General features: G+C 46.2%; 26 protein-coding genes. 18 read left to right on the plus strand and 8 right to left on the minus strand.

Translation table 11 applies throughout. The annotated features are described in order from the left end of the window. Window positions 1-206 precede the first annotated feature (206 nt). The 6 genes from NBZ79_RS01790 to NBZ79_RS01815 all read left to right on the plus strand — a co-directional run bounded on the left by NBZ79_RS01790 (window position 207) and on the right by NBZ79_RS01815 (window position 5,637). Window positions 207-1,142 (plus strand): ABC transporter permease subunit, encoded by a 936-nt coding sequence (locus tag NBZ79_RS01790; protein ID WP_251934885.1) that lies wholly within the window; start codon window positions 207-209, stop codon window positions 1,140-1,142. Next, window positions 1,142-2,482 carry a high-affinity branched-chain amino acid ABC transporter permease LivM gene (livM, locus tag NBZ79_RS01795; protein WP_251934886.1) on the plus strand — a complete coding sequence of 447 codons (1,341 nt, stop codon included), beginning with the start codon at window positions 1,142-1,144 and terminating at the stop codon, window positions 2,480-2,482. The genes NBZ79_RS01790 and livM overlap by 1 nt, the downstream gene beginning before the upstream one ends. Window position 2,483: 1 nt before the next feature. Further along, window positions 2,484-3,341 (plus strand): ABC transporter ATP-binding protein, encoded by an 858-nt coding sequence (locus tag NBZ79_RS01800; RefSeq protein ID WP_251934888.1) that lies wholly within the window; start codon window positions 2,484-2,486, stop codon window positions 3,339-3,341. Then, the gene (locus NBZ79_RS01805) at window positions 3,338-4,066 is read left to right on the plus strand and encodes an ABC transporter ATP-binding protein (protein WP_251934890.1); all 729 of its coding nucleotides are present in this window, start codon (window positions 3,338-3,340) and stop codon (window positions 4,064-4,066) included. The genes NBZ79_RS01800 and NBZ79_RS01805 overlap by 4 nt, the downstream gene beginning before the upstream one ends. Continuing rightward, window positions 4,063-4,413, plus strand: coding sequence for a DUF6867 family protein (locus NBZ79_RS01810; protein ID WP_420854556.1), 351 nt, complete (start codon window positions 4,063-4,065; stop codon window positions 4,411-4,413). Before NBZ79_RS01805 ends, NBZ79_RS01810 begins: the two co-directional genes overlap by 4 nt. A gap of 120 nt (window positions 4,414-4,533) precedes the next feature. After that, complete coding sequence (locus NBZ79_RS01815; protein WP_251934892.1) at window positions 4,534-5,637, plus strand: branched-chain amino acid ABC transporter substrate-binding protein; 1,104 nt, start codon at window positions 4,534-4,536, stop codon at window positions 5,635-5,637. Between the two features lie 71 nt (window positions 5,638-5,708). On the opposite strand, the gene NBZ79_RS01820 is transcribed toward NBZ79_RS01815, so the two are convergent. Both NBZ79_RS01820 and NBZ79_RS01825 read right to left on the minus strand, forming a co-directional pair. Continuing rightward, the gene (locus tag NBZ79_RS01820; protein ID WP_251934893.1) at window positions 5,709-6,500 is read right to left on the minus strand and encodes a phosphate/phosphite/phosphonate ABC transporter substrate-binding protein; all 792 of its coding nucleotides are present in this window, start codon (window positions 6,498-6,500) and stop codon (window positions 5,709-5,711) included. 5 nt (window positions 6,501-6,505) lie between these two features. Further along, on the minus strand, window positions 6,506-7,354 hold the full coding sequence (locus NBZ79_RS01825; RefSeq protein WP_251934894.1) for a fatty acid desaturase: 849 nt from the start codon (window positions 7,352-7,354) through the stop codon (window positions 6,506-6,508). A 188-nt stretch (window positions 7,355-7,542) separates the two neighbouring features. On the opposite strand from NBZ79_RS01825, the gene NBZ79_RS01830 reads away from it, so the two are divergent. Further along, the gene (locus NBZ79_RS01830; RefSeq protein WP_251934895.1) at window positions 7,543-8,418 is read left to right on the plus strand and encodes a helix-turn-helix domain-containing protein; all 876 of its coding nucleotides are present in this window, start codon (window positions 7,543-7,545) and stop codon (window positions 8,416-8,418) included. Here the strand turns inward: NBZ79_RS01830 and NBZ79_RS01835 are convergent. The 5 genes from NBZ79_RS01835 to NBZ79_RS01855 form a co-directional block, all read right to left on the minus strand. After that, entirely contained in the window at window positions 8,410-9,450 is a 1,041-nt protein-coding gene (locus tag NBZ79_RS01835; RefSeq protein ID WP_251934896.1) for an ABC transporter ATP-binding protein, read from the minus strand. The genes NBZ79_RS01830 and NBZ79_RS01835 overlap by 9 nt on opposite strands. Further along, window positions 9,447-10,283, minus strand: coding sequence for an ABC transporter permease (locus tag NBZ79_RS01840; protein ID WP_251934897.1), 837 nt, complete (start codon window positions 10,281-10,283; stop codon window positions 9,447-9,449). The genes NBZ79_RS01835 and NBZ79_RS01840 overlap by 4 nt, the downstream gene beginning before the upstream one ends. A 9-nt stretch (window positions 10,284-10,292) precedes the next feature. Beyond that, window positions 10,293-11,150 (minus strand): ABC transporter permease, encoded by an 858-nt coding sequence (locus NBZ79_RS01845; RefSeq protein ID WP_251934898.1) that lies wholly within the window; start codon window positions 11,148-11,150, stop codon window positions 10,293-10,295. 55 nt (window positions 11,151-11,205) lie between these two features. After that, window positions 11,206-12,450 (minus strand): ABC transporter substrate-binding protein, encoded by a 1,245-nt coding sequence (locus NBZ79_RS01850; protein WP_251934899.1) that lies wholly within the window; start codon window positions 12,448-12,450, stop codon window positions 11,206-11,208. Between the two features lie 163 nt (window positions 12,451-12,613). After that, entirely contained in the window at window positions 12,614-14,140 is a 1,527-nt protein-coding gene (locus NBZ79_RS01855; RefSeq protein WP_251934901.1) for an alanine/glycine:cation symporter family protein, read from the minus strand. 230 nt (window positions 14,141-14,370) lie between these two features. On the opposite strand from NBZ79_RS01855, the gene NBZ79_RS01860 reads away from it, so the two are divergent. The 5 genes from NBZ79_RS01860 (at window position 14,371) to NBZ79_RS01880 (ending at window position 19,585) form a co-directional block, all read left to right on the plus strand. Continuing rightward, window positions 14,371-14,838 carry an Lrp/AsnC ligand binding domain-containing protein gene (locus NBZ79_RS01860; protein ID WP_476749697.1) on the plus strand — a complete coding sequence of 156 codons (468 nt, stop codon included), beginning with the start codon at window positions 14,371-14,373 and terminating at the stop codon, window positions 14,836-14,838. A gap of 11 nt (window positions 14,839-14,849) precedes the next feature. Next, the gene (gene guaD / locus NBZ79_RS01865) at window positions 14,850-16,187 is read left to right on the plus strand and encodes a guanine deaminase (protein WP_251934905.1); all 1,338 of its coding nucleotides are present in this window, start codon (window positions 14,850-14,852) and stop codon (window positions 16,185-16,187) included. Window positions 16,188-16,376: 189 nt separating this feature from the next. Continuing rightward, the gene (locus NBZ79_RS01870) at window positions 16,377-18,554 is read left to right on the plus strand and encodes a malate synthase G (protein ID WP_251934907.1); all 2,178 of its coding nucleotides are present in this window, start codon (window positions 16,377-16,379) and stop codon (window positions 18,552-18,554) included. A gap of 38 nt (window positions 18,555-18,592) precedes the next feature. After that, entirely contained in the window at window positions 18,593-19,018 is a 426-nt protein-coding gene (locus tag NBZ79_RS01875; protein WP_251934909.1) for a GlcG/HbpS family heme-binding protein, read from the plus strand. Window positions 19,019-19,117: 99 nt separating this feature from the next. After that, on the plus strand, window positions 19,118-19,585 hold the full coding sequence (locus NBZ79_RS01880) for a MarR family winged helix-turn-helix transcriptional regulator (protein WP_251934911.1): 468 nt from the start codon (window positions 19,118-19,120) through the stop codon (window positions 19,583-19,585). Here the strand turns inward: NBZ79_RS01880 and NBZ79_RS01885 are convergent. Beyond that, the gene (locus tag NBZ79_RS01885) at window positions 19,578-20,474 is read right to left on the minus strand and encodes a LysR family transcriptional regulator (protein ID WP_251934912.1); all 897 of its coding nucleotides are present in this window, start codon (window positions 20,472-20,474) and stop codon (window positions 19,578-19,580) included. The genes NBZ79_RS01880 and NBZ79_RS01885 overlap by 8 nt on opposite strands. A 99-nt stretch (window positions 20,475-20,573) precedes the next feature. On the opposite strand from NBZ79_RS01885, the gene NBZ79_RS01890 reads away from it, so the two are divergent. The 6 genes from NBZ79_RS01890 to NBZ79_RS01915 all read left to right on the plus strand — a co-directional run bounded on the left by NBZ79_RS01890 (window position 20,574) and on the right by NBZ79_RS01915 (window position 25,696). Beyond that, complete coding sequence (locus NBZ79_RS01890) at window positions 20,574-21,173, plus strand: cysteine hydrolase family protein (protein WP_251934914.1); 600 nt, start codon at window positions 20,574-20,576, stop codon at window positions 21,171-21,173. A 604-nt stretch (window positions 21,174-21,777) separates the two neighbouring features. Beyond that, window positions 21,778-22,329, plus strand: a complete 552-nt coding sequence (locus NBZ79_RS01895; protein ID WP_251934916.1) for a hypothetical protein — start codon at window positions 21,778-21,780, stop codon at window positions 22,327-22,329. Continuing rightward, a complete protein-coding gene (locus NBZ79_RS01900; protein ID WP_251934917.1) occupies window positions 22,313-23,020 on the plus strand; it encodes a hypothetical protein in 708 nt (235 codons plus the stop codon). The genes NBZ79_RS01895 and NBZ79_RS01900 overlap by 17 nt, the downstream gene beginning before the upstream one ends. A gap of 115 nt (window positions 23,021-23,135) precedes the next feature. Then, entirely contained in the window at window positions 23,136-23,537 is a 402-nt protein-coding gene (locus tag NBZ79_RS01905; protein WP_251934919.1) for a PilZ domain-containing protein, read from the plus strand. Further along, window positions 23,538-24,494 (plus strand): response regulator, encoded by a 957-nt coding sequence (locus NBZ79_RS01910; protein ID WP_251934921.1) that lies wholly within the window; start codon window positions 23,538-23,540, stop codon window positions 24,492-24,494. A gap of 143 nt (window positions 24,495-24,637) precedes the next feature. Beyond that, entirely contained in the window at window positions 24,638-25,696 is a 1,059-nt protein-coding gene (locus NBZ79_RS01915; RefSeq protein WP_251934923.1) for a TAXI family TRAP transporter solute-binding subunit, read from the plus strand. Window positions 25,697-25,698: the final 2 nt, after the last annotated feature.

A 25,698-nucleotide genomic window follows, 5' to 3' on the forward strand; every position in this document is an offset into this window, starting at 1 on the left:
ACAGTTTTTTGTCGTAATAAGCACCAAATTGTGCAGCCGTGAGATTGCGTTATGTTCTTGCCTCCTTCAGTCCGTCTGTCTAGGGTGAGGTACATTTTATCAACGGCGTTTTTCTTGGGAAGGAAAAGGCGTCTCCGCAGTGCGGCTAAATGGTTACAAATTGATATTTGTCGGAGCTAACAGGTCGGCGATATCGGGGGAGCTTGATGGAATATTTTACGCAGCAGTTGATCAACGGCTTAACGCTGGGATCGATTTACGGGCTAATTGCGATCGGATATACGATGGTGTACGGAATCATCGGCATGATCAATTTTGCTCATGGCGATATTTTTATGGTTGGTTCATTTATCGCGCTTATCGTCATAACTGCGTTGGGGCTGACTGTTTCGACGGGTTTGGGGTTAACGATTTTGGCACTCATCCTTGTCCTTGTCTCCGCGATGGTCATTGCCTCGGTTTTTGGATGGACCATTGAACGACTAGCCTATCGTCCCTTGCGCGGATCTTTTCGGCTAGCGCCGCTGATTACGGCAATCGGCATTTCAATTGTTCTTCAAAATTATATACAGATATCTCAGGGCGCGCGCGTCAAGCCACTGCAACCGATCATCAGCGGGGGTTATACGCTGATGCAACAAAGCGCTGAAGACGGTGGATTTATTGTTCAGATATCCAATATGCAGATCCTGATAATTGTGACGACTGTAATTTTGATGACAATATTCTCCTTGATTATTGCCAAGACCTCGCTGGGCCGAGCACAAAGAGCTTGTGAGCAGGACAGAAAAATGGCGTCCTTGCTGGGGATTAATGTGGATCGGACCATCTCCATGACATTTGTGATGGGGGCTGCGCTTGCAGCTGTCGCCGGATTGATGTTCCTTTTATACTATGGCGTGATCGACTTCTTTATAGGTTTTGTTGCGGGTGTAAAGGCATTTACGGCCGCGGTTCTGGGAGGTATTGGATCATTGCCTGGCGCTATGCTTGGTGGCCTGCTAATTGGATTGATAGAAACTTTTTGGTCCGCCTATTTCTCTGTCGAGTATAAGGATGTGGCTGCCTTCTCCATGCTGGCCATTGTTCTTATCTTCTTGCCTCAAGGATTGCTTGGTAAGCCGGAGGTCGAGAAAGTATAATGGCGATTTCAGAACAGACGAGCACTCTTTTGGGACGGCATCTTGATGCCAAGAAGGTGGCAAAGGATCTTCTGGTTACCGCTTTGCTGGCGACAGGTATTTTCGGGTCGACCATTGCTTTTAAGACGGTCACCGCTGCCGGTGGCCTGGCACTGGTAACGCGTTTTGATGTCGCCTTTTACGTAATTGCTGCCGTCGTCACCGGCCGACTTCTTTTGTGGTTGGTTTTTTGGAGCAAGCCGGCAGGTCCGCAAAAAAGCTTTCTACCTGATTCTGCTAAAGCCAGATATCAGAGCTTACTCCAAAAAATTGGCAAGGGCTTTGCGCCAACAATGCTGTTGTTTGCACTTGTATTTCCGTTTCTGCCCTTTACGGACCGCTATCTGTTGGACCTGGGAATTCTCGTCTTAACTTATGTCATGCTCGGTTGGGGTCTAAATATTGTCGTGGGTTTGGCAGGACTGCTGGATCTTGGTTATGTGGCTTTTTACGCCATCGGCGCCTATTCCTATGCCTTGCTTGCACAATATTTCGGTTTCTCCTTCTGGATGTGTTTGCCTCTTGCAGGTATTTTGGCAGCTTTTTGGGGCGTTATCCTGGGGTTCCCCGTCTTGCGATTGCGTGGTGATTATCTGGCTATCGTGACGTTGGCTTTTGGGGAAATCATCCGCGTCGTACTCTTGAACTGGTATCAGTTTACGGGTGGTCCGGATGGGCTTTCGGGCATTCCTCGCCCAAGCTTTTTCGGTATAACCTTTAAACGTGGCGTAGAAGGTAATTTTGCAGACGTGTTTGGGCTAGATTATTCGTCCATTCATCGGATTATGTTTTTATACTTCCTTATTCTCGTCCTTGCATTAATCACCAATTTTGTCACTAACCGACTGCGGCGGTTGCCGATCGGTCGAGCTTGGGAAGCGCTTCGTGAAGATGAAATTGCCTGCCGTTCATTGGGTCTGAATACGACGTCCGTCAAACTAACGGCCTTTGCAATCGGCGCCATGTTCGCCGGATTTGCGGGTTCGTTTTTCGCGACGCGCCAAGGCTTTATTTCACCGGAGAGTTTCACTTTCATCGAATCTGCCTTGATATTGGCGATCGTAGTTTTGGGAGGTATGGGGTCGCAGATCGGCGTCGTTATTGCGTCCATTGCGATGATTGGAGGATTTGAAGTTTTCCGAGAGGCAGAGCAATACCGGATGCTGATCTTTGGCTTTGCCATGGTCTTTATCATGATTTGGCGTCCGCGCGGACTGATCTCCACACGTATTCCCTCCATATTCCTGAAAGAAAAGAAGAAAGTATCTTCCGATATGGTCGCGCAAGGGGAGGGACATTAATATGGCTCTCGTTATAGAAAATCCCATATTAACGGTCGAACATCTTCATATGCGATTTGGCGGTCTTCTTGCTGTGGACAGTTTATCCTTTGATGTTGGCCGAAAAGACATTACAGCGCTTATCGGCCCGAACGGAGCAGGTAAAACGACTGTTTTTAACTGCATTACCGGATTTTACAAACCGACTGAAGGTCGTATCACGACACATCATGAAGATGGTAAAACATTTCTGCTAGAGCAGATGGATGACTTCAAGATACCTAAGATTGCGAAAGTCGCCCGTACATTTCAGAATATTCGCCTGTTTAGTGGCATGACAGTGCTGGAGAATTTGATGGTTGGACAGCACAATCCGTTAATGGTTGCATCCAATTTCACGTTTGGCGGTATTTTTGGTTTGAGCGGTTACAAAAAAGCTGAAAAAGAAGCAATGGAGCTGGCCAAGTACTGGATGGAGCAAACTGGCCTGATAGACCGAGCGGATGATGCGGCGGGAGATTTACCGTACGGTGACCAGCGTAAATTGGAAATCGCACGAGCTATGTGCACGAATCCGAAACTTTTATGTTTGGATGAGCCGGCAGCAGGCCTTAATCCTCGGGAATCAGAGGATTTGAACAAGCTATTGTTGTTTATTCGCAAAGAGCGTGAAACAGGCATACTTCTGATTGAGCATGACATGAACGTGGTCATGGGGATTTCTGACCATATTGTTGTCCTGGATTATGGAAAGAAAATTTCCGATGGAACACCTGAGGAAATTCGCAATGATCCGAAAGTTATTGCTGCATATCTCGGTGTTGATGATGAAGAGGTAGAAGAAGTTGAGCATGAGATTGAGGAGGGACTTTCCTCATGAGCCAGCAACCATTGCTTCAAGTTAAAAATGTAGAAACCTTTTATGGGAAAATCCAGGCGCTCAGGGGTGTGACGCTGGATGTAAATGAAGGTGAAATTGTTACATTGATCGGTGCGAACGGTGCCGGAAAATCGACCTTGATGATGACGATTTGCGGTGACCCCCGAGCGGCAAAGGGTCAGATAATATACGATGGCAAAGAAATCACCCAAATGCCGACACATGAGATTACCCGCATGAATATTGCGCAGTCTCCTGAAGGCCGGCGCATATTTGGCCGCATGACGGTTATGGAAAACCTGATGATGGGCGCAACAACTTCTGATCCTGAGTATTATGAAGAAGATCTCGCGCATGCATTTGAATTGTTCCCCCGGCTGCACGAACGACAGCATCAAAGGGGCGGCACGTTATCAGGCGGTGAACAGCAAATGCTGGCGATAGCGCGTGCGCTGATGGCACGGCCAAGACTGTTATTGCTGGATGAGCCGTCGCTTGGACTTGCGCCCTTAGTGGTGAAGCAGATATTTGAAGTTATTAAGAATCTGAATAAGAAAGACGGTTTGACTGTATTTCTGGTTGAACAGAATGCGTATCATGCTTTGAAACTAGCAGACCGTGGTCACGTAATGGTCAATGGACTGATTACGCTAAGCGGTACGGGAAAAGAGTTGTTGGCGCGCGAAGAAGTTCGGGCTGCCTATCTCGAGGGCGGGGCACATTGATGGGTATTATTTGGGAAAACAGCTTTTGGACTTTCTTCTTCGTCACTGTTGTAATTGGTGGCGGTGCAGGTTTTATGGCCGGACGTTCGTTGGCGTCAAAATGGCGCCCAATTTCCCAGCCAATATTGTATATGTTGTTGTTAGGAACGGCCGACAGGTTTTTCCATTTTGCTCTATTTGAAGGCACGTTGCTTTCACTGCATTATTATGTCGTTGATACAATAGTATTGATTGGCATTTCTTTATTGGGTTATCGTTTGACACGCGTTTCGCAAATGGTAACACAATATAGATGGCTTTACGTAAGATCAGGGCCATTTACTTGGCGCCAGAAGAAGGGAATCTAACCCCTCGGGCGCAATAGGCATTTTTTTTCAGCGAATTGTCTTTACAAGCTTGATATATTTGCGGAATTATCAATGTCAGTATAGATTTTGTTAAAGATCCTTAGAACCGGGAGTACTAAAATGAAGAAAATTCTACTTGCTGTATCGGCTTTGTCGATCGGGGTAATTGCCAGTACCGGCATTGCTCAGGCAGATATTGCTATTGCAACAGCGGGCCCAATGACGGGTCAGTATGCTAGTTTTGGCCAGCAGATGAAAGCAGGCGCTGAACAGGCGGTCGCGGACATTAATGCCGCTGGCGGTGTAAATGGTGAAATGTTGTCTCTGGAAATTGGAGATGATGCATGCGATCCGAAACAGGCGGTCGCGGTTGCCAACCAGATGGTTTCAAAAGGCGTTGTCTTTATGGCCGGCCACTTCTGTTCTGGCTCATCCATTCCAGCATCCAAGGTTTATGAAGAAGAAGGAATCATCCAGATTTCTCCAGCTTCGACGAACCCTAAGCTGACGGATGAAGGCGGAACCAATGTTTATCGTGTCTGTGGTCGTGATGACCAACAGGGCATGGTAGCGGGTGAATATCTTAAAGGTGAAGCAGCAACAGGCAAAAAAGTTGCAATTCTCCATGATAAGACCGCTTACGGTAAAGGCCTCGCCGACGAAACCATGGCCTTTATGGTATCTGGCGGCAGTAAGCCAGAAATGTATGAAGCCTATACAGCTGGTGAAAAAGACTACACAGCGCTGGTTTCAAAAATGAAGCAGGCAAACATCGACATTGCTTATGTTGGTGGATATCACACGGAAGCGGGCTTGATTGTACGCCAGATGCGTGATCAGGGTATGAAAACACAATTGGTATCAGGCGATGCATTAGTGACCAATGAGTACTGGTCGATTACAGGTGACGCCGGTGAAGGTACTTTGATGACTTTCTCTCCAGATCCTCGGAAAAACCCAGGTGTTGAAGAACTGGTAGCTAAGTTCCGTGCGAAAGGCATCGAGCCTGAAGGTTACGTTCTGTACACATATGCTGCAGTCCAGGCATGGGCGCAAGCTGCAGAAAATGCCAAATCTACAGATACAGACAAGGTTATTGGCTCACTCAACAGCGGCAAGTTTGATACCGTTCTTGGTAATCTAGCCTTTGACCAAAAAGGTGATGTGACATTGCCAGGCTATGTTTGGTATGAATGGAAAAACGGATCATATGATTACAAATAAGTAGTCTTTAGTATCCAATTGAGGTCTCGCCAGTTCTCTGGCGAGGCCTTTTTTATACACCAAATTGAAAGCTAACCTGTTTGCGTTCTTGGCTGTGTAATCGTTTCGAACCTGCTTTTTATCACTTCGTAATCCTGGTCGGTCGTCTGCGCAAATCCCATAAGCAGAAGGTCGTCCCGCACACCCTCGTCCAAGGAGGCCAAGGCTTCAATGACAGCAAGGCGGATCGGTTTGAGTCTCGTTTTGTTGCCGCCTGCAGTAATAAGCGGGAGCCCTGGCGTTGGGGCAGTACAATCGAGAATTCGGATTGCACTTGTTGCAGGTTCATGACGTTCTGCCAACGCCCAGCTGACGGCGTCGATTGAGGCAACATCCACTTGCGCTGAAGCGACAGCTTTGATCGATTCCCGATGTGATCCTGTAAGCTGTTCTGCGCCTAAAAACCCTCTGGAAAGACCCGCTGCGTTTAGATGGTAATGAAACGCCGCGTATCCCGACTGAGATATGGTGTTACTAAACCCAAATATCTTGTCTTTCAGATCTGAGATTTCTTGTATTTCTGCATCTTCTCGAACGATAAGAACGCTATAATAAGATCCTGCGCCACATTCGATATCATACGCTGGAGTGCCAATAAGTTCGGTTTGTTGCGTGAGGAGGTTAACAAAGGGCAGGCCGCAAGTTTGCCCGAGGATTAAGTCGGGATCTTGCCATGATTTCATCGGATCGGCTGCCCGGGCTAACTCCTTCGGTGCATCAATTTTGTGATCCTTCAAACTTTGATACAGGGCGCCCCACAATTTGTCGTTAGCGTCACGGGTTTCTGGCCAGTCATACATGGGAAGAGTTGCTGATGCGGACATGTTCTTCAGCCATCCCTATTTTGGCGTGTTTTATTTGGAAATATAACAGGCTCTTTCCGGACCCATGCATATTGACGAATAACGTCACCATAAGTGCCAAACCTGTATCCTCTGTTAAGACTCAGGAACTGCTCTCGGTTCTTTCTGAAAAGACCGGGCAATTGGTACCAGGCGACTGTCGGGTAGGCGTGATGAATAGCATGAAGATTGTTATTCAGGAAAAGATAGCTAAGAAGACCCCGGTCTTCGATAATGACGGATCGTGCTCTCATGCTTGGATGGGACTGATGTTCCAAATAAGTTCTGATCATCAATATGGACATTCCGACATAAGCCGCTGCGAAGTACATTAAAAGGGAAACATGCCCAAATGCGCCGAGAATTGATAGAAGTACGGCGCATGTAAATAAATGAGAAGTCCACATGAGGACGAGTTGCTTGTTTCCCTGCCGCATCTTCGAAATATCGCCCAATACCATACGTCCTGTACCAAGAAGCGGTCCTAGGACAAACCTGCCCAGAAGTGTGTTATTTACCTGAAGCAGCATTTTGAGCGGCTTTGGCGTATTTTGCCACTGATCTGCTGTTAGATACCAGCTTTCCGGATCCTCCAGTGGATCCGTAATGCTGGCCTTTTGATGATGCGCTAAATGTAATTCCTTGTACCGCAGGTACGGCAGGAACAGACCCATTGGCATAAAAGCCAGTATGTCGTTTATCACTTGTGATTCAAACGGATGACCATGAATGCACTCATGCTGTAACGAGGAATGCAGGGTAATGACGGGGATTAGTGCCATGAATAGCAGCCAACCAGGTATTTGCACTGAGGCAAATACGATTGCTCCCCACATAATATACACTCCTCCAATAAGGAGAAGTGTCCTCCATTCATTTTGATCTCGTAATCGCACAGATACCTCCAAATTAAGTCGACTAGATTATCTCCTCATCGAAGGTGTTATTACAATGATACAATTCGCTAATTTATATGGTATAACGTTATTATAGTTTTTTTGTATGACTTTAGATTGGAATTGGTGTGAAAATACAACAAACTCATGTTGAAGGGACGGATAAACGGGATGTTGCGGAAATTTTCCGGGATCGCATGGCGCTGCTCTTGGCTCGCAAAGGCTTTAACCTCAGTCAATTTGCGGTCAGTGTGGGAATTGATCGATCCGCACTCAGCCAATTCCTTGCGCCCGGCTCTACAAGATTACCTCGCGCCGAAACATTATGTGCGATCGCACGCACCTATGGTGTTTCCGTAGACTGGCTCATGGGGCTAATTGCAAATGACGAAACGGACAGCGAAGCAGTACCAATGCTGGAAGTGGAGCGAATGGCTGAAACATCCGCCAGTGACAAACTGGCAGAATGGCATTTGGAAGCTGTAGGCTATAAAATCCGTTATGTTCCCAGTACGCTACCAGACTTACTTCGAACAGAAGGTTTAAGTAAATTTGAGTTCGGTGACTATTCCATAAGAGAGCGAAAAGCCCGGGACCAACAAACCCATGATCAGCTTGTCTACTCACGGCGGCCGGAAACAGATATTGAAGTCTGCATGCCGTTTCAGACCATAGAGCAGGTCGCAAAAGGTCAGGGAGTTTGGAGCCAGGTACCGATTGACATTCGTAGAGACCAGCTGGAGAACATGCGGCAATTGATTGAGGAGCTTTATCCTACATTTCGGTTGTTTCTGTTCGATGCACGTAAAGTTTATGCTGCGGCGTACACATTGTTTGGACCGCTCAGAGCAGCCATATATTTAGGAGACTTGTATTTGGTCGTGAATTCTGTCGAGCATATTCGGGCACTGACGGCTCACTTTGACCAACTGATCAGAATTGCCGAGATTGGGCCCGATAGAGCAAATCAAACGATATCAGACTATCTGGATCGTTTAGTTTAACATCCAAAGAGATTGCTTGGGGAAAGCCACACGCACCTCTTGTCCATCACTCAGTAAGTGCGCGGCTTCAGGGTTGACCAGGGCCTCAAAATTTTCGCTGCCGCGGGTGAAGTGCAATCTTGTCTGTGTTCCAAGATATGTTTTTTTTACCAGGAGCGCAGAAAAACTGTTTTCAGCATTGGCGGGCGCATCAACTGTCACGTTTTCCGGTCGAATTGTAATTACCCCTGTTCCGGCGATGCAGTCAGACAGCAGCCGAAATTTTGATATTGAAGATGTAAAAATATTGTTTGAGCTGAGACCTGCAATAAAATTTCGGCCTCCAAAAAAACGGGCAACGGTCTGGTCTTCAGGGCGATTGTAAAAATCCTCCGCCTTTCCGGTTTGTCGGAGCTTTCCGTTTAACATTAATGCCAGCTTATCACCTAGAATGACCGCCTCTTCTTGATCGTGGGTGACAAACAATGTCGTAATTCGCATTTCCTGCTGTAGCGTTTTGATTAGGTCCCGCATTTCAAGGCGCAAATGGGCATCCAGGTTTGACAGCGGCTCGTCGAGAAGAAGAACATCCGGCTTGACGATCAATGCCCGGGCAAGCGCTACGCGTTGTTGTTGACCTCCAGACAGCTCAGAGGGTTTTCGATGTTCAAGACCGCTCAATTGAACCCGGTCCAGCATATTCAAGACTTGTTGTTGAATTTCACCTTTTGCGCGTTTCCGCATTTTCAACCCAAATCCAACATTTTCACCGACATTCATGTAGGGAAATAATAAGTGATCCTGAAACATCATGACGGCGTTTCGGCGCTCTGGCCGTGTGGAGAGAATGGTTTTTCCATCAAATCTAATATCGCCTTGGTCGGGAGAAATCAGGCCGGCGATGGCTTTCAGTACTGTTGATTTTCCGCAACCTGAGGGTCCTAAAATGACGGTCATCTTTCCGGATTCTGCAATTAGGGAAAGAGATTCCACGGCTGGATCTAAATTTTTGCCATACTGCTTCGTGAGTTTTTCAATATGGATTTCGGTCATAATTGATTGGCTCTGTTGGCAAGAGTATTTCGAGCAGATAGCTTTTTGGCCCCTACAAGTAACACGATGATACCCGGCAGTATGTACAGAAGGGCGATCGCTCCAGTAATATCGTTCCTTCCGGATGTTGCAAAATTGAATAGCAACAATGGAACGGTTACAACCAATCCACCGCCGATTATTAACGTGAGTATGTATTGGCTCCAGGAGACAAGAAAAGCAAAAAACGATCCAATAATAAGCCCCGGCATGATAGCGGGCAGGGTGACGAACCAGAATACTGCGATTGGCGAAGCACCCAGACTGCGAGCTTGGGCTTCGGCCTCAGGTTTATAATTTGCGAAAACACTGGCCATCACCAATACCATATATGGCAATGTCGGAATGAGATGAACAATCATCACGCCGCCCACATTGTTGGCAAGTCCAAGATTCAAGAAAATCACATGAAGGCCGAGAACAACAGCGATTCCCGGAACTATGGTCGGTGCAAGAATGAGGAGTTCTACTAAGGCCTTACCCCTAAAATTATAAAGACCGAGAGCGCGTCCTGCTGGAATGCCAATGATAGCCGCAAGAATTGTTGTTCCGGATGCTATAACAGTGCTCGTCCACAAAGCTTCAGGCACGCCAGACGTGGATGATAAGGCATAGCTCCAGGCGCGCAGGCTGTATTTCGACGGAAATAAATCTGGGAAAAACCAGCTTTGGCTTACGGACCAGAGCGCCAGTGGTATCAATGGCAAAATAAGCCAGGTTATAAGCAGAGCTAAAGAGAGCCAGCCGAGCCTAGATAGCCCATTTTGCTTTTCTGGTTTACTTAGGTTGCTCATACCAACACCCTAAGATCGAATGCGGCGACGTGCCGCCCAGGCGTAGCCGAGGATCAATGCGCCGCTTAGAACGGCGATTATTATCGCAAGTGCCATTGCTTCTGGTCGTGATCCCAAATCGACCTCTGTAAATTTCTGATACGCTAGGACAGGAAGTGAGGCGGGGTGGTTTTGTCCTAAAAGGGCAGGAATTTCATAAGCTCCGAAAGTAAATGCAAAGACAATCATTGCCGCTGAGAGTAGGCCCGGAAATATCATTGGCAGTAATACATACCGAAAATTCTGCCACCGGTTAGCGCCAAGAGAACGGCCTACGCATTCATAGTCATTTCCAAAACTTTGCATATTGGCAAGAATTATGACACCGATAAACGGAACTTCTTTCCACACATATTGTAGGATTATGCCAATTGCCAAAGGATCGTATATCATTGCCGGAAATTCACCTGGTTGACTGATCAAGTGAAATTCATGTGCAAGACGGGCAAAAAAACCGGATTGAGAAAACAGGTATAGAATTCCGATGGCGCCGACCAAATGCGGGATGGTGAGGTTTACCTGGAAGAGAAAATTTGCAATTGGTCCGCCAATGAAACTTCGGCGTAGTATCAACGCAGCGCCGATGGCTAAGGCGCAGGATATTAGAGTTGAGACCAGTGATATATATGCCGTGAGAATTGCAGATAAATAAAAAGCCTTGGAAGTCAAAATCGATATATAGGCATCAAAATTTGGACTATCCAATCCTATGATGGGCATGTAATTCAGGCTTCGAGCGAAGCCGAACCCCATACCGCCCAGAAATAGAGTGACAATGACCAGAACGGTAGGCGACAACAACAGTACAATTTTCCACCGATCGGCCATTGTTACCTTTTGCTACAGGAATATGAAATTTGAACTACTGTAGCAAAATAGGACCTTATTCAGCGACATTTTTCTGCCAACCTTTTTCTATGGCACTAATCCATTTTGGATTTAGTTCAGGCAAGCTTTTCCGGGCTAAGGCTTCTGGAGAGATAACTGCCGGATTTCGAGGCAGGGCATTAAACGCCTCTCGCGACTTTTGATCGAGCCTTGAGAGGTCGATGGCCGGTGTCGCACCCCAAACATCCGCTTTAGCTTTCGTGTATTGTGCAGAAAAGGACAGAAGTTCGTTGGCCAAAATCATTGCTGCAGCTTTGCGCGGTGAATTATAAGGTATTGCGACGTAATTCGTATTGGCAATCGTGCCATTTTCCAAACCGTAGGATCTGGTGCTGGCCGGAAAGGTACCATTTTCCACATTGATCCCGAAAATTGCAGGGTCATAATTAAAATATAGAGCCACTTCCTGATTGGCGTAAAGTTGTGCCAATGTTGTAATGGAATTTGGATAGGTTTTACCCTCCCGCCACAAGTTCGGCTTCATTTCGTTTAGAATAGCCCAGGCTTTAGGGGCGACGGCGTCAAATTTTGCCTGGTCAAAGTCGCCTAGCAAGCTTTCCGGCCCTCCTGCCGCGTAATAAAAAACATGGCGAATGAACACGCTGCCATTAAAATCATTTGCAGCGGGATAGGTAAATTGGCCTGGATTGGATTTGACCCATTCAATGAGACTGGCAATGCTTTTTGGTGGCTGGGGTGTGCGTTTTTCATCATAGGCAAACGCAAATTGAGCGCGGTTCCAGGGGACCTCACATCCGTCCACAGGCAATCCAAAATCATTGGCGATGGACGGGTCCTGCCAATTGACGAGTTTATTATTCGGTAACAGATCGAGGTAATTACAAAAGATCAGATTCCCTTGTTTCATTGTTCGAAAATTGCCGCCATTTATCCATATCAGGTCAACTGTGCCTTTATCATCTATGCCAGCCTGCTTTTCTCCCAGTACAATATTAACGGCCTCCGCCGTATCATTGATGCCAACCCTGTTGAGAGTAACGCCGTATTTCTCTTTGACTTCATTGCCGACCCAATCGGATACATATTGATTAATGTTATCTGCGCCACCCCACATAAACCAATTCACGGAGCTCCCTTTAGCAGCGGCAACGACGTCATCCCAATTTCTAAATTCTGCATCTTCGGCAGAGGCAGGGATTGCTGACGCCGAAACGACAATAAAACTGGAAAAAGCTGCAAGGCGGATTACGGTGCGTACAGCACTTGAAAAAATGGACATTGTATTTTCTAATTCCTCGAAACAGGCAAATTTTACGCCTGTATTCTAGTCAATTAGAGGACCTTCGTCCCAAAAATTTTGATAAAAACCTTACAACTTTTTGCGATCAGGTCGTTGCAAAAAGAGGAAAACCGGCCCGCGAGAGTGCGAGCCGGTTTTGAAGTTACGTAGCAAAAGCTCGTCTGTTACTGGATATTTCACCTGTCGCCATTTTTTGCCAATATTTTTCTACTTCTGCTTTGACAACCGGCATCAAGAGATACAGCCCAATAACATTCGGGATCGACATGGCGAATATCATGACATCCGAGAAGTCGATGACGGGGGCTAAATCTGCACTTGCACCAACCACCGTGAAGGCACAAAAAATGAGCTTGAAGCAAAGATCTTTTTTGCGACTTTCACCAACCAAATATGTCCAGGATTTGAGACCAAAATAAAACCATGCAATTGCCGTCGATAGCGCGAACAAGATAACGGCGACGGTCAACAATATGGGAAACCAGGGCAAAACAGTTTCAAATGCAGCGGAGGTGAGTTGAACACCTGATAAATCTGTAAGGTGGGCTTCACTTACTATGATTATCAACGCAGTCATGGCACAAACCACCACGGTATCGAAGAACGGACCCAACATAGCTACATAGCCTTGGGTGACAGGTTCATCCGTTTTTACCGCCGCATGGGCAATGGCCGCTGAGCCTATTCCCGCTTCATTGGAAAAAGCAGCCCGCTGAAATCCGACAATCAAGGCACCAATGGCACCACCGATAACACCCTGGCCAGTGAAGGCGCCTGCAAAAATCTCGCTAACGGCCCATCCGATATGGCCGTAGTTGATGGCCAGAATAACCATGCCCGCTCCCAAATAGACGACCGCCATCAGTGGGACGAGTTTGCTGGTTACGTTTGCGATGGATTTGATACCCCCAATAATCACGCTGCCAATAACGGCGGCAACTATGAGACCAAAAAGCCAGCCCTTACCAGCAAAGAAGCTTTCCGCGCCGCCTGTTACAGTTACAAATTGATCAAAAGACTGATTAACCTGAAACATGTTTCCGCCACCTATGGCGCCGCCGATACAGCAAACTGCAAACATGATCGCCAGCAACTTTCCGATACCTCCAAGCCCGCGCTCGGCAAACCCTTGTGTCAGATAATACATTGGCCCACCAGAAATGGAGCCGTCTGCATTAACTTGGCGATATTTGACCCCCAGAACTGCTTCTGCAAATTTTGTCGACATACCGAGCAAGCCAGCGACAATCATCCAGAAAGTGGCGCCGGGACCTCCGAGGGAAACAGCTACAGCAACCCCCGCGATATTGCCTAGACCAACAGTACCTGACAGGGCTGTTGTGAGGGCCTTGAAATGAGATATTTCGCCGGTTTCGCCAGGTTTATCATAATCGCCGCGAAGGATTGCAAAGGAATGTCCAATTTTACGAAACTGCGCAAACTTGAAATAAATGGTAAAAATCGTTGCGGCTAATACCAGCCAGCCAACGATGAGAGGAAAGCTCACACCTGCTATGGGGACGGAATAGAACATAGTCTCTAGAGCAGCGGCAGAAAGAGGGGTGAAAAATTCGTTGATCTTGTCATCGATTAAATGAAATTCCAACGCATGGGCTGTACTTGTTGAGGCAAGTAAAGTGACAAAGGTCAAAAGAATTCTAGTTGTCATTATAGCATCTCCATACTCTGACATCTTTATATTGTAGTTGTCTTATAGGAAAATGCTACCAGACAGAATGCGCGGCCCAGATATCCCCATTTTTAGACTTTTAACTGGTTAATGTTGATTTTAATTACATAGTAAGAAAGCCGTAGGATTTATTACTTATTTGAGGCATTATTCAGACGATAGGTCTTTATTTTTTCAATAAACGGTACAAATGCATGGTGACAGATAGAATTGATAGAACAGACTACAGAATAATCAAGGAATTGCAGGAGAATGGGCGGCTTTCTGTCGTCGATTTGTCGAAACGGGTAAATCTGACTAAGACGCCTTGTGCGGAACGTATCAAGCGCCTCGAAAAATCAGGAGTAATATCCGGTTATTTTACGCAATTGAACCCTCAAGTAGTTGACGCGGGACATATTGTTATGGTTCAGGTTCAATTATCCGGAACGACTGCAAGGGATCTGGAAGAATTTAATGACGCGGTGCGCCGTATTCCCGAGATCCAATCTTGTTTGATGGTAGCTGGCGGTTTCGATTATCTGTTGAAAGTCAGAACACGCGATATTGCCTCTTATCGAGAGTTATTGGGTAATGCAATCTCGAAACTACCCAGCGTATTGCAAACACATACTTATGTCGTTATGGAAGTGGTAAAAGATGATGTCACTTTGCACTTACCCCCAAACCAAAGCTAATTGAGAAAAAGATGAAGACAGCGATTAGAGGGCAAATTCTATCCTTCCAGGGCAATCCGTTTACAGAACCCCTGGAAGATTGTTTGTATTACGAAGAGGACGGTCTTCTGATTATGGAAAACGGCCATATTTTGGAAGTAGGTTCCGCGGTGAAGATGCTAGCGACTTTAGCACCCGATATTCCGATTGATGTTTATCAAGATGCCCTTATTTGTCCGGGCTTTATAGATTGTCATGTCCATTATCCGCAAACCGAAATCATTGGCGCCTATGGCGCTCAGCTGATTGATTGGCTCAATAAATATACTTTTGTCGCGGAGCAGAAATTTTCTGATAAAATTCATGCTTCTCAGGCCGCAGAAATCTTTTTGAAAGAAACACTCCGTGCCGGAACTACGACTGCATCGGTTTTCTGCACGGTTGATCCAACTTCCGTGGATGCGTTTTTCGAAAAATCTGAAAAACTCAACATGCGCAATATTGCTGGTAAAGTCCTAATGGATCGAAATGCGCCTGATGGTTTGCTGGATACGCCACAAACCGGATATGATCAAACGAAGGATCTCATTGCCAAATGGCATGGGAAGGGACGCTCTCTTTATAGTGTAACACCAAGATTTGCTCCGACAAGTTCTCCGGAGCAAATGGAAATGACGGGCGCAGTATGGCAGGAGCATCCCGGAACTTACTTGCAATCTCATATCTCCGAAAATATTGGAGAGATTGCCTGGGTTGCGGATCTATATCCTGATCGAAGCAGCTATGTTGACGTCTATAGCCATTACAATCAACTAGGTCCGCGGGCAATTTATGGTCATGGCGTTCATTTTAAGGAAGATGATTTTCGCGTGTTCTCCGAAACGGGAACGGCTTTGGCGCATTGCCCAACATCTAACCTCTTTCTTGGTAGCGGATTGTTCAGTATTGAAACCGCAATGACCGGGCCAAATAAGGTCCGCACTGGATTGGCGACTGATTTGGGTGGCGGGACTAACTTCTCGCAGCTTGTAAGCATGAATGAGGCATATAAAATTGCGCAATTGGCTGGATATGCATTGAGTGCTCATCACGCCTTTTATCTCGCGACTCGCGGGGCGGCAGCCGCCTTATATCTTGAGGATAAAATTGGAACTATTGCCAAAGGATATGAAGCAGATATCACGGTTTTGGACTTAAAGGCGACACCCATCATTGATTACCGCCTTGAGTATGCCCAGTCGCTGGAGGAAATATTGTTCGTTTTGATGATTATGGGTGATGATCGTGCGACCCGCGCCACCTATGTTTCCGGCAAGCGTGTTTACTTCAATGATAGAGACACAGGAAAAGAGCACTTTGCTGAGCTCTAGGCGCAATTAGGTGATCAGGAAACACTCATAAACCGAATGCAATTTTCCATTTATCCTAAACTTTAATGCAATCAGATTAATAATTTCCGCGATCGCGGAAATTATGTCAGTATGCCGAAAATTTTGTGGGCAGGGGCGCCTTGAAATTCTCACAATACTCTTGTGAAAAAAAATGAAGAAGGTTGTTAGATGAACGCGCGTATCACCACAGGTAATTTATTGATCGCAACTGAAATTGCTGATTTAGTGCAAAACGAAATTCTCCCAGGGCTGAATATTGACGTAGATAAGGTGTGGGAATTACTTGATCGCGTGGTTAGAGAATTTGCGCCACGCAATCGTCAACTCCTATCTAAGAGAGACGAACTTCAGAATAAAATCGATACCTGGCATCTAGACAGAAAAGGCATGCCGCATGATGCTGCTGCATATAAGAATTTTTTGCTAGACATAGGCTATCTGGTTCCCGAAGGACCAGCTTTCAAAGTTACAACTGAAAATGTCGATCCGGAAATATCCACTGTGGCCGGACCGCAGTTGGTTGTTCCTGTGATGAATGCCCGGTACGCGCTGAATGCCGCGAATGCGCGCTGGGGCAGTCTATACGATGCTGTTTACGGAACAGATGTTCTGTCTGAAGAAAATGGATGCGAGAAAGGAACCGGCTACAATTCTGTCCGCGGTGCTGCTGTTGTTTCTCATGCTGCATCTGTTCTTGATGAAGCAGCGCCTTTGTCCAATGGGAGCCATGGGTCAGTTCACAGATATAGTTTACAGGCGGAAGGTGGGCGACAACGGCTCTCAGTTACTTTGGCAGATGGTACCACGGCTGGCCTCGCTAACCCCGATCAATTTGTAGGATATCTCGGTGAAGAAGAGCTAACTTCTGTCTTGCTGGTAAAGAATGGCCTGCATTTGGATATTCAAATTGATCGCGACGCCCCCATCGGAAAAGACCATCCCGCCGGAGTAAAAGACGTCATTATGGAATCAGCACTTTCAACAATTCAGGATGCAGAGGATTCCGTTGCTGCGGTTGATGCTGAAGATAAGGCACTTGTTTACCGAAATTGGCTCGGGTTGATGAAAGGAGATCTTGAGGATAGTTTCGAAAAAGGCGGCAAGATAATAAAACGTACTCTTAATCCAGACCGGTTGTATCGAGATGTAACCGGAGGAAAGCTAAGACTACATGGCAGAAGTTTATTGCTGGTTCGGAATGTTGGGCATCTGATGACTACAAATGCCGTGGTTGAGGCAGACGGAACTGAAATTCCAGAAGGCATTTTGGATGTAGTAATGACAGCTTTATGTGCATTGCATGACCTCAGGAATCCGGGCGAACTGCAAAATAGCCGCTCTGGCAGTGTGTATATTGTTAAGCCGAAAATGCATGGACCGGAAGAGGTAACTTTTACAAACGATCTCTTCGCTGCTGTTGAGGAAGGCCTTGGCCTGGCTCGTAACACACTTAAAGTCGGTGTAATGGATGAGGAAAGGCGGACGACTGTTAATTTGAAAGAATGCATTCGAGCGGTCTCTGAGCGCGTATTCTTCATAAACACCGGGTTCCTGGATAGGACAGGCGACGAAATACATACAAGTATGGAAGCTGGACCGTTTATGCGAAAAGACGCCGCTAAGGGAGAGCCGTGGATAGCAGCATATGAAGATTGGAACGTTGATATCGGGTTGGAAACCGGCTTACCTGGCCATGCTCAGATTGGCAAAGGAATGTGGGCGATGCCAGACGAAATGGCAAAAATGATGGAAGCAAAAATCGGCCATCCACTGGCAGGTGCCAACTGTGCATGGGTGCCTTCACCAACAGCTGCGACCCTCCATGCTATTCATTATCATCGTGTTTCCGTCAAAGGCCGGCAAGCTGAAATAGCGTCGCGGGGACGGGCGAGTCTTGACGCTATTATGACGCCACCCTTGCTCGCAGGCCAAAATTTGTCGGACATTGAAATCAGTGCTGAGCTTGATAACAATGCGCAGGGAATTCTGGGCTATGTTGTGCGATGGATTGATCAGGGAGTTGGCTGTTCCAAAGTACCGGATATTAATGATATTGGTCTTATGGAAGACAGGGCAACCTTGCGGATTTCCAGCCAGCATATTGCCAATTGGCTGCATCATGGCGTGTGCTCTCCTGAACAAGTTACAGAAACCATGGAACGCATGGCCGCTGTCGTGGACAATCAGAATTCTGACGATCCCTTATACCAATCGATGGCCGGTAATTTTGAGGCTTCGATTGCTTACAAGGCTGCTTGCGAGTTGGTTTTTAAAGGTAAAGAACAACCAAGTGGATACACAGAGCCCATCTTGCATGCGCGGCGCATCGAAGCAAAAGCTCGTTAGGAAACAGATTCTATAGTCATAATGTGAGGCAAAGAAATATGCTTACAATAAATCGACTCTCCCACAGTGATGCACTCATTCTCATTGACGGGGCACGTGAAAAGTCCCGGGACATTGGAATACCGATGTGTATTTCCATAGTCGATGAGTCCGGTAATCTCATTGCCTTTGAGCGGATGGACGGGGGCAAGGTCACAAGCATTACAATCTCTCAAGACAAAGCTTTTACCGCCGCAGCTGCCAAAAAAGCGACCCATGAATACAACGCTGCCAATGTCCCCGGAAATTTGGCGTTTGGTATCCATACGGAAGTAGGCGGACGGCTATCGAGTGTTGGTGGAGGATTGCCGGTTGTGGTGGATGGTGAGGTTGTGGGAGGTATTGGATTGAGTTCTGGTACACCAGCTCAGGATATGGAATGTGCAGAAGCTGGGCTGAAGTATTTTAAAAGAACGATCGAATAGATCTGACGGACTTGTTTTCGATCCGAAGATACGGCTAAACTGATTGTCAGATCCCATTTAAGGCGATGGGGCGGGATCGTTAATCTGGGTGCGCAATATATGAATGAAGATGCAATAGTGGTCGGAAACGACCAAACCAAAGAACTTACTTTGTCTTCTTTAGACAAAATCGTTGGTTTTCACATGCGAAAGGCTATTTTGAAGGCTCTGAGCAGAGTGTCCAAAGTCGCCGGAAGGAATCTAGCGACCGGACAGTATTCTGTAATGGCAATTATTGATGAGAATCCTGGCCGAACTCAATCCGCCATAGCAGAAGCGGCAGGTCTTGACCGATCATCGTTGGTTCCAATTTTAAATCAATTTGAGAAAAACGGGTTCATAACCCGCGTACCAGCAACCAACGACAAACGCGCCTACTCTGTCAGTTTGACCGATGACGGCCGTCAGGAACTCAAGGATTTGGATGTTATGATTCGTGAAATTGAAATGAATGTCATTCGTGGCCTTGGCGAAAAAGATCATCAACAACTGATCGATTTATTGAAGCGATATCACAGCATTATTTAGGGCTATTTATTGTCTCGCCACTGAGAAAATTTACGTTTTCCGATACGGTCCTTTTGAGCCAATCGGCGAAATGTCGAACTCTTGGCGTATTCCTTAGGTCTTTGTTTATTAGAAGCCAGGCTTCTCGCGATACTATGGGCTCGTCTTCCGAAAGCCGACATATACCTGGAAAAGGATCGCCCAGCTGACATGGCAGGATACCAATTCCCACTCCTGCCCGAATAGCAGTCGCCAATGAAAGAGCTGAACCGCTCATCAAGCGAATATCTGCATTTTTGACATTTGACGCCAACCACCGCATTTCTGGAAGTTGAGCCAGGGATTCTGTATAAGCAACCCAGGGCCTATCTTCGAATTTTTCTGCCCTGTATTCTGATACATATACGGAAGAGCCGTAAATCGAGAAACCTATTTGGGCAAGCTTGCTAATCACCATGTCTCCCTCAGTCGGACGCGCTAATCTGATCGCGACATCTGCCTGCCGTCTATTTAACTGCAAATTCTCACTGTCTGCGATGAATTCAATTTTGATGTTTGGAAACTGGTCGTGGAAAAGTTCGATTTTTGGAATGAGAAAATGGTTTATCAGACTTTCGACGGCGGTGACACGTACTATGCCTGATGGAGAGGTATCTTGATCGGTGACAATATGCGTTATCGCCACGGCATCGAGTTCAATTGACTGTGTGTGCTCAAAAATTTTCTGGCCGATATCCGTCGGGATATATTTGCCGTCGATTTTTTGGATAAGCGGTGTCTCAAGTTGCTTTTCAAGAATATTCAGCCGCCGCGAAACAGTTGTTTGATTTACACCAAGTTCACGTGCAGCAGAAGATAATGTCCCCTGTCTCACTATCGCTAAGTAATATTTAAGATCATTCCAGTTCATTCTGCATAATTGCAGGTTATTTTGGCAAAGTTAATCATTTTATTTGCAAAAATGCAGGACTACTATTTGCCACAGATCGATTTACTGATGGAGATTGTAATGCCTGACCCCAAAACTCTGCTATCACTTTCCGGTGCAAATACGACCCCTTGTGCGCTGTCTGACGCTGCATTGATAATAATTGACTGCCAGCAGGAGTATGTAGATGGAATGCTTCCTTTACCTGGTGTTCAGAGGGCGTTGTCGGCGGTATCCGGTATCTTGTCTAGAGCGAGGAATTTAGGCTCTCCAGTCATTCATGTAGCGCATAAGGGTGCGGCAGGAGGTGCCTTTGACCGAGCCGCTGCAAACGGCCAAATTGTTCCCCAGGCTTCTCCGGATAGGGAGGAAATTGTCATCGAGAAGCCATTGCCGAACGCCTTTGCCGGCACCACCCTGGCGGATGAACTGGCCCGCATTGGGCGCAAGGAACTGATTATATGCGGATTTATGACCCATATGTGCGTTAGCTCAACGGCTCGAGCTGCTTTGGATCTTGGTTACAGAAATACAATCATCGGGGAGGCTTGCGCAACAAGGGATCTACCGATGGTTGGCGGTGGCGTTCTAGACGCAGTCACGTTGCATCAGGCGAGTTTAACAGCTTTAGCAGATCGATTTGCGGTGATCGCGGGCAGCCAGGGAGATGTCCCGGATTGAACTAGCCCTGCACTTCATGAGCTGATTCGCCCTGGTATCTGATTTCCTCGAAGATTGACAGGAGCTTTCTACCAATGAAAATGGTTTTGCTTGTTTATTAATCAACATCTAGTGTGTCACGTCGAGTGTAATTGATAGGAATGAGTATTGTATCGCAATAAGAGTATAAAATAATTAAAGATCTACTATTGCGCTTGTTATTATTTATTTCTCCCTCATACTTTTCCCATCAATAACTCCGAGATGAGCCGGCGTACTCGGATGGAAAAGATGGGGAGGCCATATGAATTTGATATTTGGAGATTTAAATAGAGCTTTGTCAGTTAAACTTTGTTATTCACGATATGTGTCTTCATTCGCCGTAATTTTGTTGACGATTTGCATGACGGCAGCGTTGTATTTATACGAAAATTTACCTGCCGATGAGAAAGCTGAGTTGTCACATCAGCTGTCTTCTGTCGAGTAGCTACAGTTGGGAATGGGCTATACTTGAAAGGCCCTAAGTGCAGCAATACGATTTTTTAATCATTTGAATGATACCATTGTAATTCGTCTGAAATTTGCAGACTGAGGTTCTGGTAACAGGCAAAATTGATGGTTGTTCATGGATGAAGTACTAAGTACGTTGGAAGAATATCAAGCCCGTGCGCAGGGAACGAACGTCAATGCAGTAACTCTTCTCGCAACCGATTACCTAAACCATTTCAATGAAGCTTTGATGCTCGCGGAATTAGTCGTGGATATGCCGGATATGCTGGCGGATTTCGTTGACTGGAAACCAAAATCCTATGTTGATCATTTTATCGAAAGCGGCATAGCTGATCGCAACCTTGCAATCGAAGCCTATGAGTATTCTCCTTCTGAGTTTAAAGTGGAATTGAACTCTACTATAGCGCAATTGGATACCGAAATTCTGAGTTTGCAAATAGTATTGGGTGACTTCGTTTTAAGAAATGAGCTCGCTGAAAATTCAGATTCCATTGATAAAAGCTGTCTTAGCTTGAGAAACCTCATAGATCGAGCTGGCTCAATTATCAACGGTCAGTCCGCAGGTGATGAAGCTCGGGTTTCCTTGATGCCTCAAAGTGCCCCTGCTTGTTCTCAGCATGAGGATGATATTTTAGAACAAGGTGATATCGATGCCCTGTTCGGATGATAGATACATATATAAACTCGTTATCGGTATATCTTTGGTGCTTGGCGGATTTATCTTTAACACCAGCTTAGTACAAGCGGCGACAGACAGAGAATGCCTGGCGACGTGGGAATTCCCTGAGATTCAAACTAACTACGTCAAAGCTAAATCCAATCTTAAACGAAATAAGTCAGGCAAGCAGATTGAAAAAATTGCAAAAAAAAGCGGGTACGCCAAGCGACGGGGCCATGGAGGTCTGTTGGGACTGACACATTCTTCTATTGGTCCCAGCTTTGCCGTATCTACGAAATATATCGAAGTGGAAAAGGGCCGGTATTGTTTGAAATTACGTAAAGTCGAATTTACGTTTGGTATTCGAAAGTCAGAAATTTACGTCGATCGGAAATACCGCAAATCGTCATGTGCTTATAAAGTCATTTATGCACATGAGAAAGAGCATGTTCGAATAAATGAAAAAACTCTCGATGACTATGCGAGTAAAATCTCGAAGGTACTTAAAAAACGAGCGGCTGCTATCAAGCCTTTCTATACTGATAACCCTAAAAAAGCCGCTCAATCAATCATCGACAAGCTTAACTCGGGCATGAAGCCGATTCTCAAAAAATTCTCTGATCAACGGGAAAAGGCAAATGATGTGATTGATACGAATAAGGCTTACGCCGCAACACAAGCGAAATGCAGTGATTGGTAACCGGTAAATCACCGCATTCGTAATTTATTAACAATTTCTTGCTCTAATTCCAAAAGATCTATGGCACACTAGAGATCTAGCTGAAAAATCAGCTGCTTAGGGACAGAGAACTGACATGATCATTGCCGAAGACATTAAGAATATGCTGAAGGCCCTGGAGGCGGAAAATAACCATAAACATGGCGGTTCCATTCAAGATCGTGTTTATCCTCGTCGAGACGGAGAATGGCAAGCAACAATCAGAGCTGAACAGGGGCATGAGTGTTTACACGAAGCGGAACGCGAAGTGTCTGGAGTGATAAAGGATATTTCCGCCAATGGAGCTCGAATTGACGTGGAGAGCTCCTTCTTTGAAAAAAATAATCTGATTTTGACCATTTCGGGACAATGTGAATTCCGATGCGATCTTGTTTGGCGCCGCGGTAATAAAATTGGTCTGCAGTTTTCAGAAGACCCGAAGAAGGTTGTCAAGGAGCTTGAGAAAGTTTCTCCCAAGATTGAGTCTATTCATAATTGAATGGTCAACAACTCTTATCAGCCGGCCACTGTTCTTCTATATGATCCGGATCCCGCCCTTCGGCACAATACAAGAAGTGCACTCCTGAATATCGGGTTTGGCGATGTTGTCGCCATTCAGGAATTTAACGAATTCATTGAAAAAACTTCTACCAAAGATTTTGATCTTGTTCTGGCGGATTCGCGCGCTGTTGATGGCGATCCCGTGGAGGCCGTTCGCAAAATTCGACGCCATGTAATTGGTAAAAATCCATTTGTTAATGTTATTGTTTCACTCTGGAACACCACGCCGGAGACTGTAACGAATGCGATCAATTCCGGCGCCGACGATGTTATCTCCCGTCCAATGTCCAGAACACATATTTTGGAGCGGGTGGGTCGTCTTGTGCGTGCACGAAAACCCTTTATTGTTACGCCTGATTACCTGGGGCCGGATAGGCGACAAGTACCAAGAGGGTATCCGCAGGGTTCCGCAATGGTTGTTCCAAACTCATTACAAGCCAAAATAGAGAACCGACCTGAATTTGCAGCAACCCCCGAAGCTATCCAGGCGGCAATGAATGCTGTAAACGATCGGAAGATCTCGATATTCACGGAACAATTAATCAGGTTGTCATCGGCGATACTCCTTCTCTCTGACGCGAATGATGGTCAAGGCGATCGTGAGAATGTAATCCAGGCATTGCGCCAAATTAATGATCGGCTATCCGCCAGAATTAAGGGAACGGCTCTCACACCTGTTCTTTCATTATGTGAGGGGTTAAATGATCTTTTGGACAATATTGGAAAATCCGGCAAAATCCTTGAGGAACAGGAGCAAGAACTATTGAAGCAAATTCCCTACGCCATTCACAAAGGCTGCAAGGAAGTCCAACAGTCAGCTTCCCTTGCTTTCGATATTCGAGATCTTTCACTGGAACTACAAAGCCATCGCACATTATCGCGATCCTCTGTCTAATATTTGAAAACATACCGTAGCCTGCATTTTACAATAGTTAGCAAGCGCACTACATTAGATTTTGATGGACTGCGCTGCTGTATCATTGTTCCACAAAGTATAATTCCAGTTGAAGAAAACAGGGATGAAAGGAGTTGCCTAAAATGAGTGATAAAGATGCTCCTGCTTGCAGCAAGATTTATAGCAACATATTTACAAGGCAGGTTGCTCCTGTTTTGATGATTGTCTTCAGTTTGTTGTTGGTGCCAATTGGCCAATCCATCGCCCAGGACATTTCCTTTTTTCGAATTGGTACTGGATCTTCCTCTGGGACCTATTATCCAATAGGGACGCTGATTGGATCGGTTATCTCCAGCCCACCCGGTAGCCGTGCCTGTGAAGACGGTGGATCTTGCGGCGTCCCAGGGCTCATCGTCACCGGCCAAACCACACGTGGATCTATCGCGAACATTGAAGGCGTCATGGCGGGTTCTTTGGAAACAGGGCTCGCGCAATCAGACATGGTTCAAGCTGCATATACAGGAACAGGCGTCTATCGTTTGAAAGAACCGGCAAAGAACTTGCGCGTTATTGCCAACTTATATCCGGAAAATATCCATCTCGTTGTACGCCGCGATGCCGGTATTGCAAATATTTCCCAACTTAGAGGCAAGCGAATTTCACTGGATGTTCCAGGCTCAGGCACGCGCGAAAACGCCAAATTAATCCTTTCAGCTTATGGAATTGCGCCGCTCGAATATCAGGCAATTCCTGTAAATGCCGACAAGGCTGTTGGAATGATGTTGAACAAAGAACTGGATGCTTTTTTCTTTGTGGCGGGATATCCAGTTACGGCCGTTTCAGAGCTAGCAGATACCGGGATCATTGACCTTCTGCCTATCGATGGAAAGGTTGCTGCAAAGATCGTTGAAGAGCACAGTTATTATTCTCTCAGCGAAATTCCGGCAAATGTTTACGAGGGGGTTGCCGCGACACCTTCCTTGGCCGTCAGCACCCAATGGGTCGTCAATGCAAATATGGAGGATGATGTTGTATATGAAGTCACGCGTGCCTTATGGCATCCAAACAACCGGGCTCTTCTGGACAACGGACATTTAAAGGGGAAGCATATTCGTCTTGAAACAGCTTTGGATGGCATCGCGACCCCATTACATGCAGGAGCAGAAAAATATTATCGAGAAAATGGAATGATCAAAAACTAGAT

It is taken from the genome of Sneathiella marina (assembly GCF_023746535.1).
Lineage (GTDB): Bacteria > Pseudomonadota > Alphaproteobacteria > Sneathiellales > Sneathiellaceae > Sneathiella > Sneathiella marina.

Excerpts from the sequence above, each read along its gene's own strand:
- livM (WP_251934886.1), top strand. The coding sequence starts at position 1,142 with ATGGCGATTTCAGAACAGACGAGCACTCTTTTGGGACGGCATCTTGAT.
- NBZ79_RS01790 (WP_251934885.1), top strand. The coding sequence starts at position 207 with ATGGAATATTTTACGCAGCAGTTGATCAACGGCTTAACGCTGGGATCG.
- NBZ79_RS01915 (WP_251934923.1), top strand. The coding sequence starts at position 24,638 with ATGAGTGATAAAGATGCTCCTGCTTGCAGCAAGATTTATAGCAACATA.
- NBZ79_RS01870 (WP_251934907.1), top strand. The coding sequence starts at position 16,377 with ATGAACGCGCGTATCACCACAGGTAATTTATTGATCGCAACTGAAATT.
- NBZ79_RS01845 (WP_251934898.1), bottom strand. The coding sequence starts at position 11,150 with ATGGCCGATCGGTGGAAAATTGTACTGTTGTTGTCGCCTACCGTTCTG.
- NBZ79_RS01895 (WP_251934916.1), top strand. The coding sequence starts at position 21,778 with ATGGATGAAGTACTAAGTACGTTGGAAGAATATCAAGCCCGTGCGCAG.
- NBZ79_RS01800 (WP_251934888.1), top strand. The coding sequence starts at position 2,484 with ATGGCTCTCGTTATAGAAAATCCCATATTAACGGTCGAACATCTTCAT.
- NBZ79_RS01880 (WP_251934911.1), top strand. The coding sequence starts at position 19,118 with ATGAATGAAGATGCAATAGTGGTCGGAAACGACCAAACCAAAGAACTT.
- NBZ79_RS01820 (WP_251934893.1), bottom strand. The coding sequence starts at position 6,500 with ATGTCCGCATCAGCAACTCTTCCCATGTATGACTGGCCAGAAACCCGT.
- NBZ79_RS01890 (WP_251934914.1), top strand. The coding sequence starts at position 20,574 with ATGCCTGACCCCAAAACTCTGCTATCACTTTCCGGTGCAAATACGACC.
- NBZ79_RS01825 (WP_251934894.1), bottom strand. The coding sequence starts at position 7,354 with ATGTGGGGAGCAATCGTATTTGCCTCAGTGCAAATACCTGGTTGGCTG.
- NBZ79_RS01815 (WP_251934892.1), top strand. The coding sequence starts at position 4,534 with ATGAAGAAAATTCTACTTGCTGTATCGGCTTTGTCGATCGGGGTAATT.
- NBZ79_RS01835 (WP_251934896.1), bottom strand. The coding sequence starts at position 9,450 with ATGACCGAAATCCATATTGAAAAACTCACGAAGCAGTATGGCAAAAAT.
- NBZ79_RS01850 (WP_251934899.1), bottom strand. The coding sequence starts at position 12,450 with ATGTCCATTTTTTCAAGTGCTGTACGCACCGTAATCCGCCTTGCAGCT.
- NBZ79_RS01900 (WP_251934917.1), top strand. The coding sequence starts at position 22,313 with ATGCCCTGTTCGGATGATAGATACATATATAAACTCGTTATCGGTATA.
- NBZ79_RS01875 (WP_251934909.1), top strand. The coding sequence starts at position 18,593 with ATGCTTACAATAAATCGACTCTCCCACAGTGATGCACTCATTCTCATT.
- NBZ79_RS01805 (WP_251934890.1), top strand. The coding sequence starts at position 3,338 with ATGAGCCAGCAACCATTGCTTCAAGTTAAAAATGTAGAAACCTTTTAT.
- guaD (WP_251934905.1), top strand. The coding sequence starts at position 14,850 with ATGAAGACAGCGATTAGAGGGCAAATTCTATCCTTCCAGGGCAATCCG.
- NBZ79_RS01855 (WP_251934901.1), bottom strand. The coding sequence starts at position 14,140 with ATGACAACTAGAATTCTTTTGACCTTTGTCACTTTACTTGCCTCAACA.
- NBZ79_RS01910 (WP_251934921.1), top strand. The coding sequence starts at position 23,538 with ATGGTCAACAACTCTTATCAGCCGGCCACTGTTCTTCTATATGATCCG.
- NBZ79_RS01885 (WP_251934912.1), bottom strand. The coding sequence starts at position 20,474 with ATGAACTGGAATGATCTTAAATATTACTTAGCGATAGTGAGACAGGGG.
- NBZ79_RS01905 (WP_251934919.1), top strand. The coding sequence starts at position 23,136 with ATGATCATTGCCGAAGACATTAAGAATATGCTGAAGGCCCTGGAGGCG.
- NBZ79_RS01840 (WP_251934897.1), bottom strand. The coding sequence starts at position 10,283 with ATGAGCAACCTAAGTAAACCAGAAAAGCAAAATGGGCTATCTAGGCTC.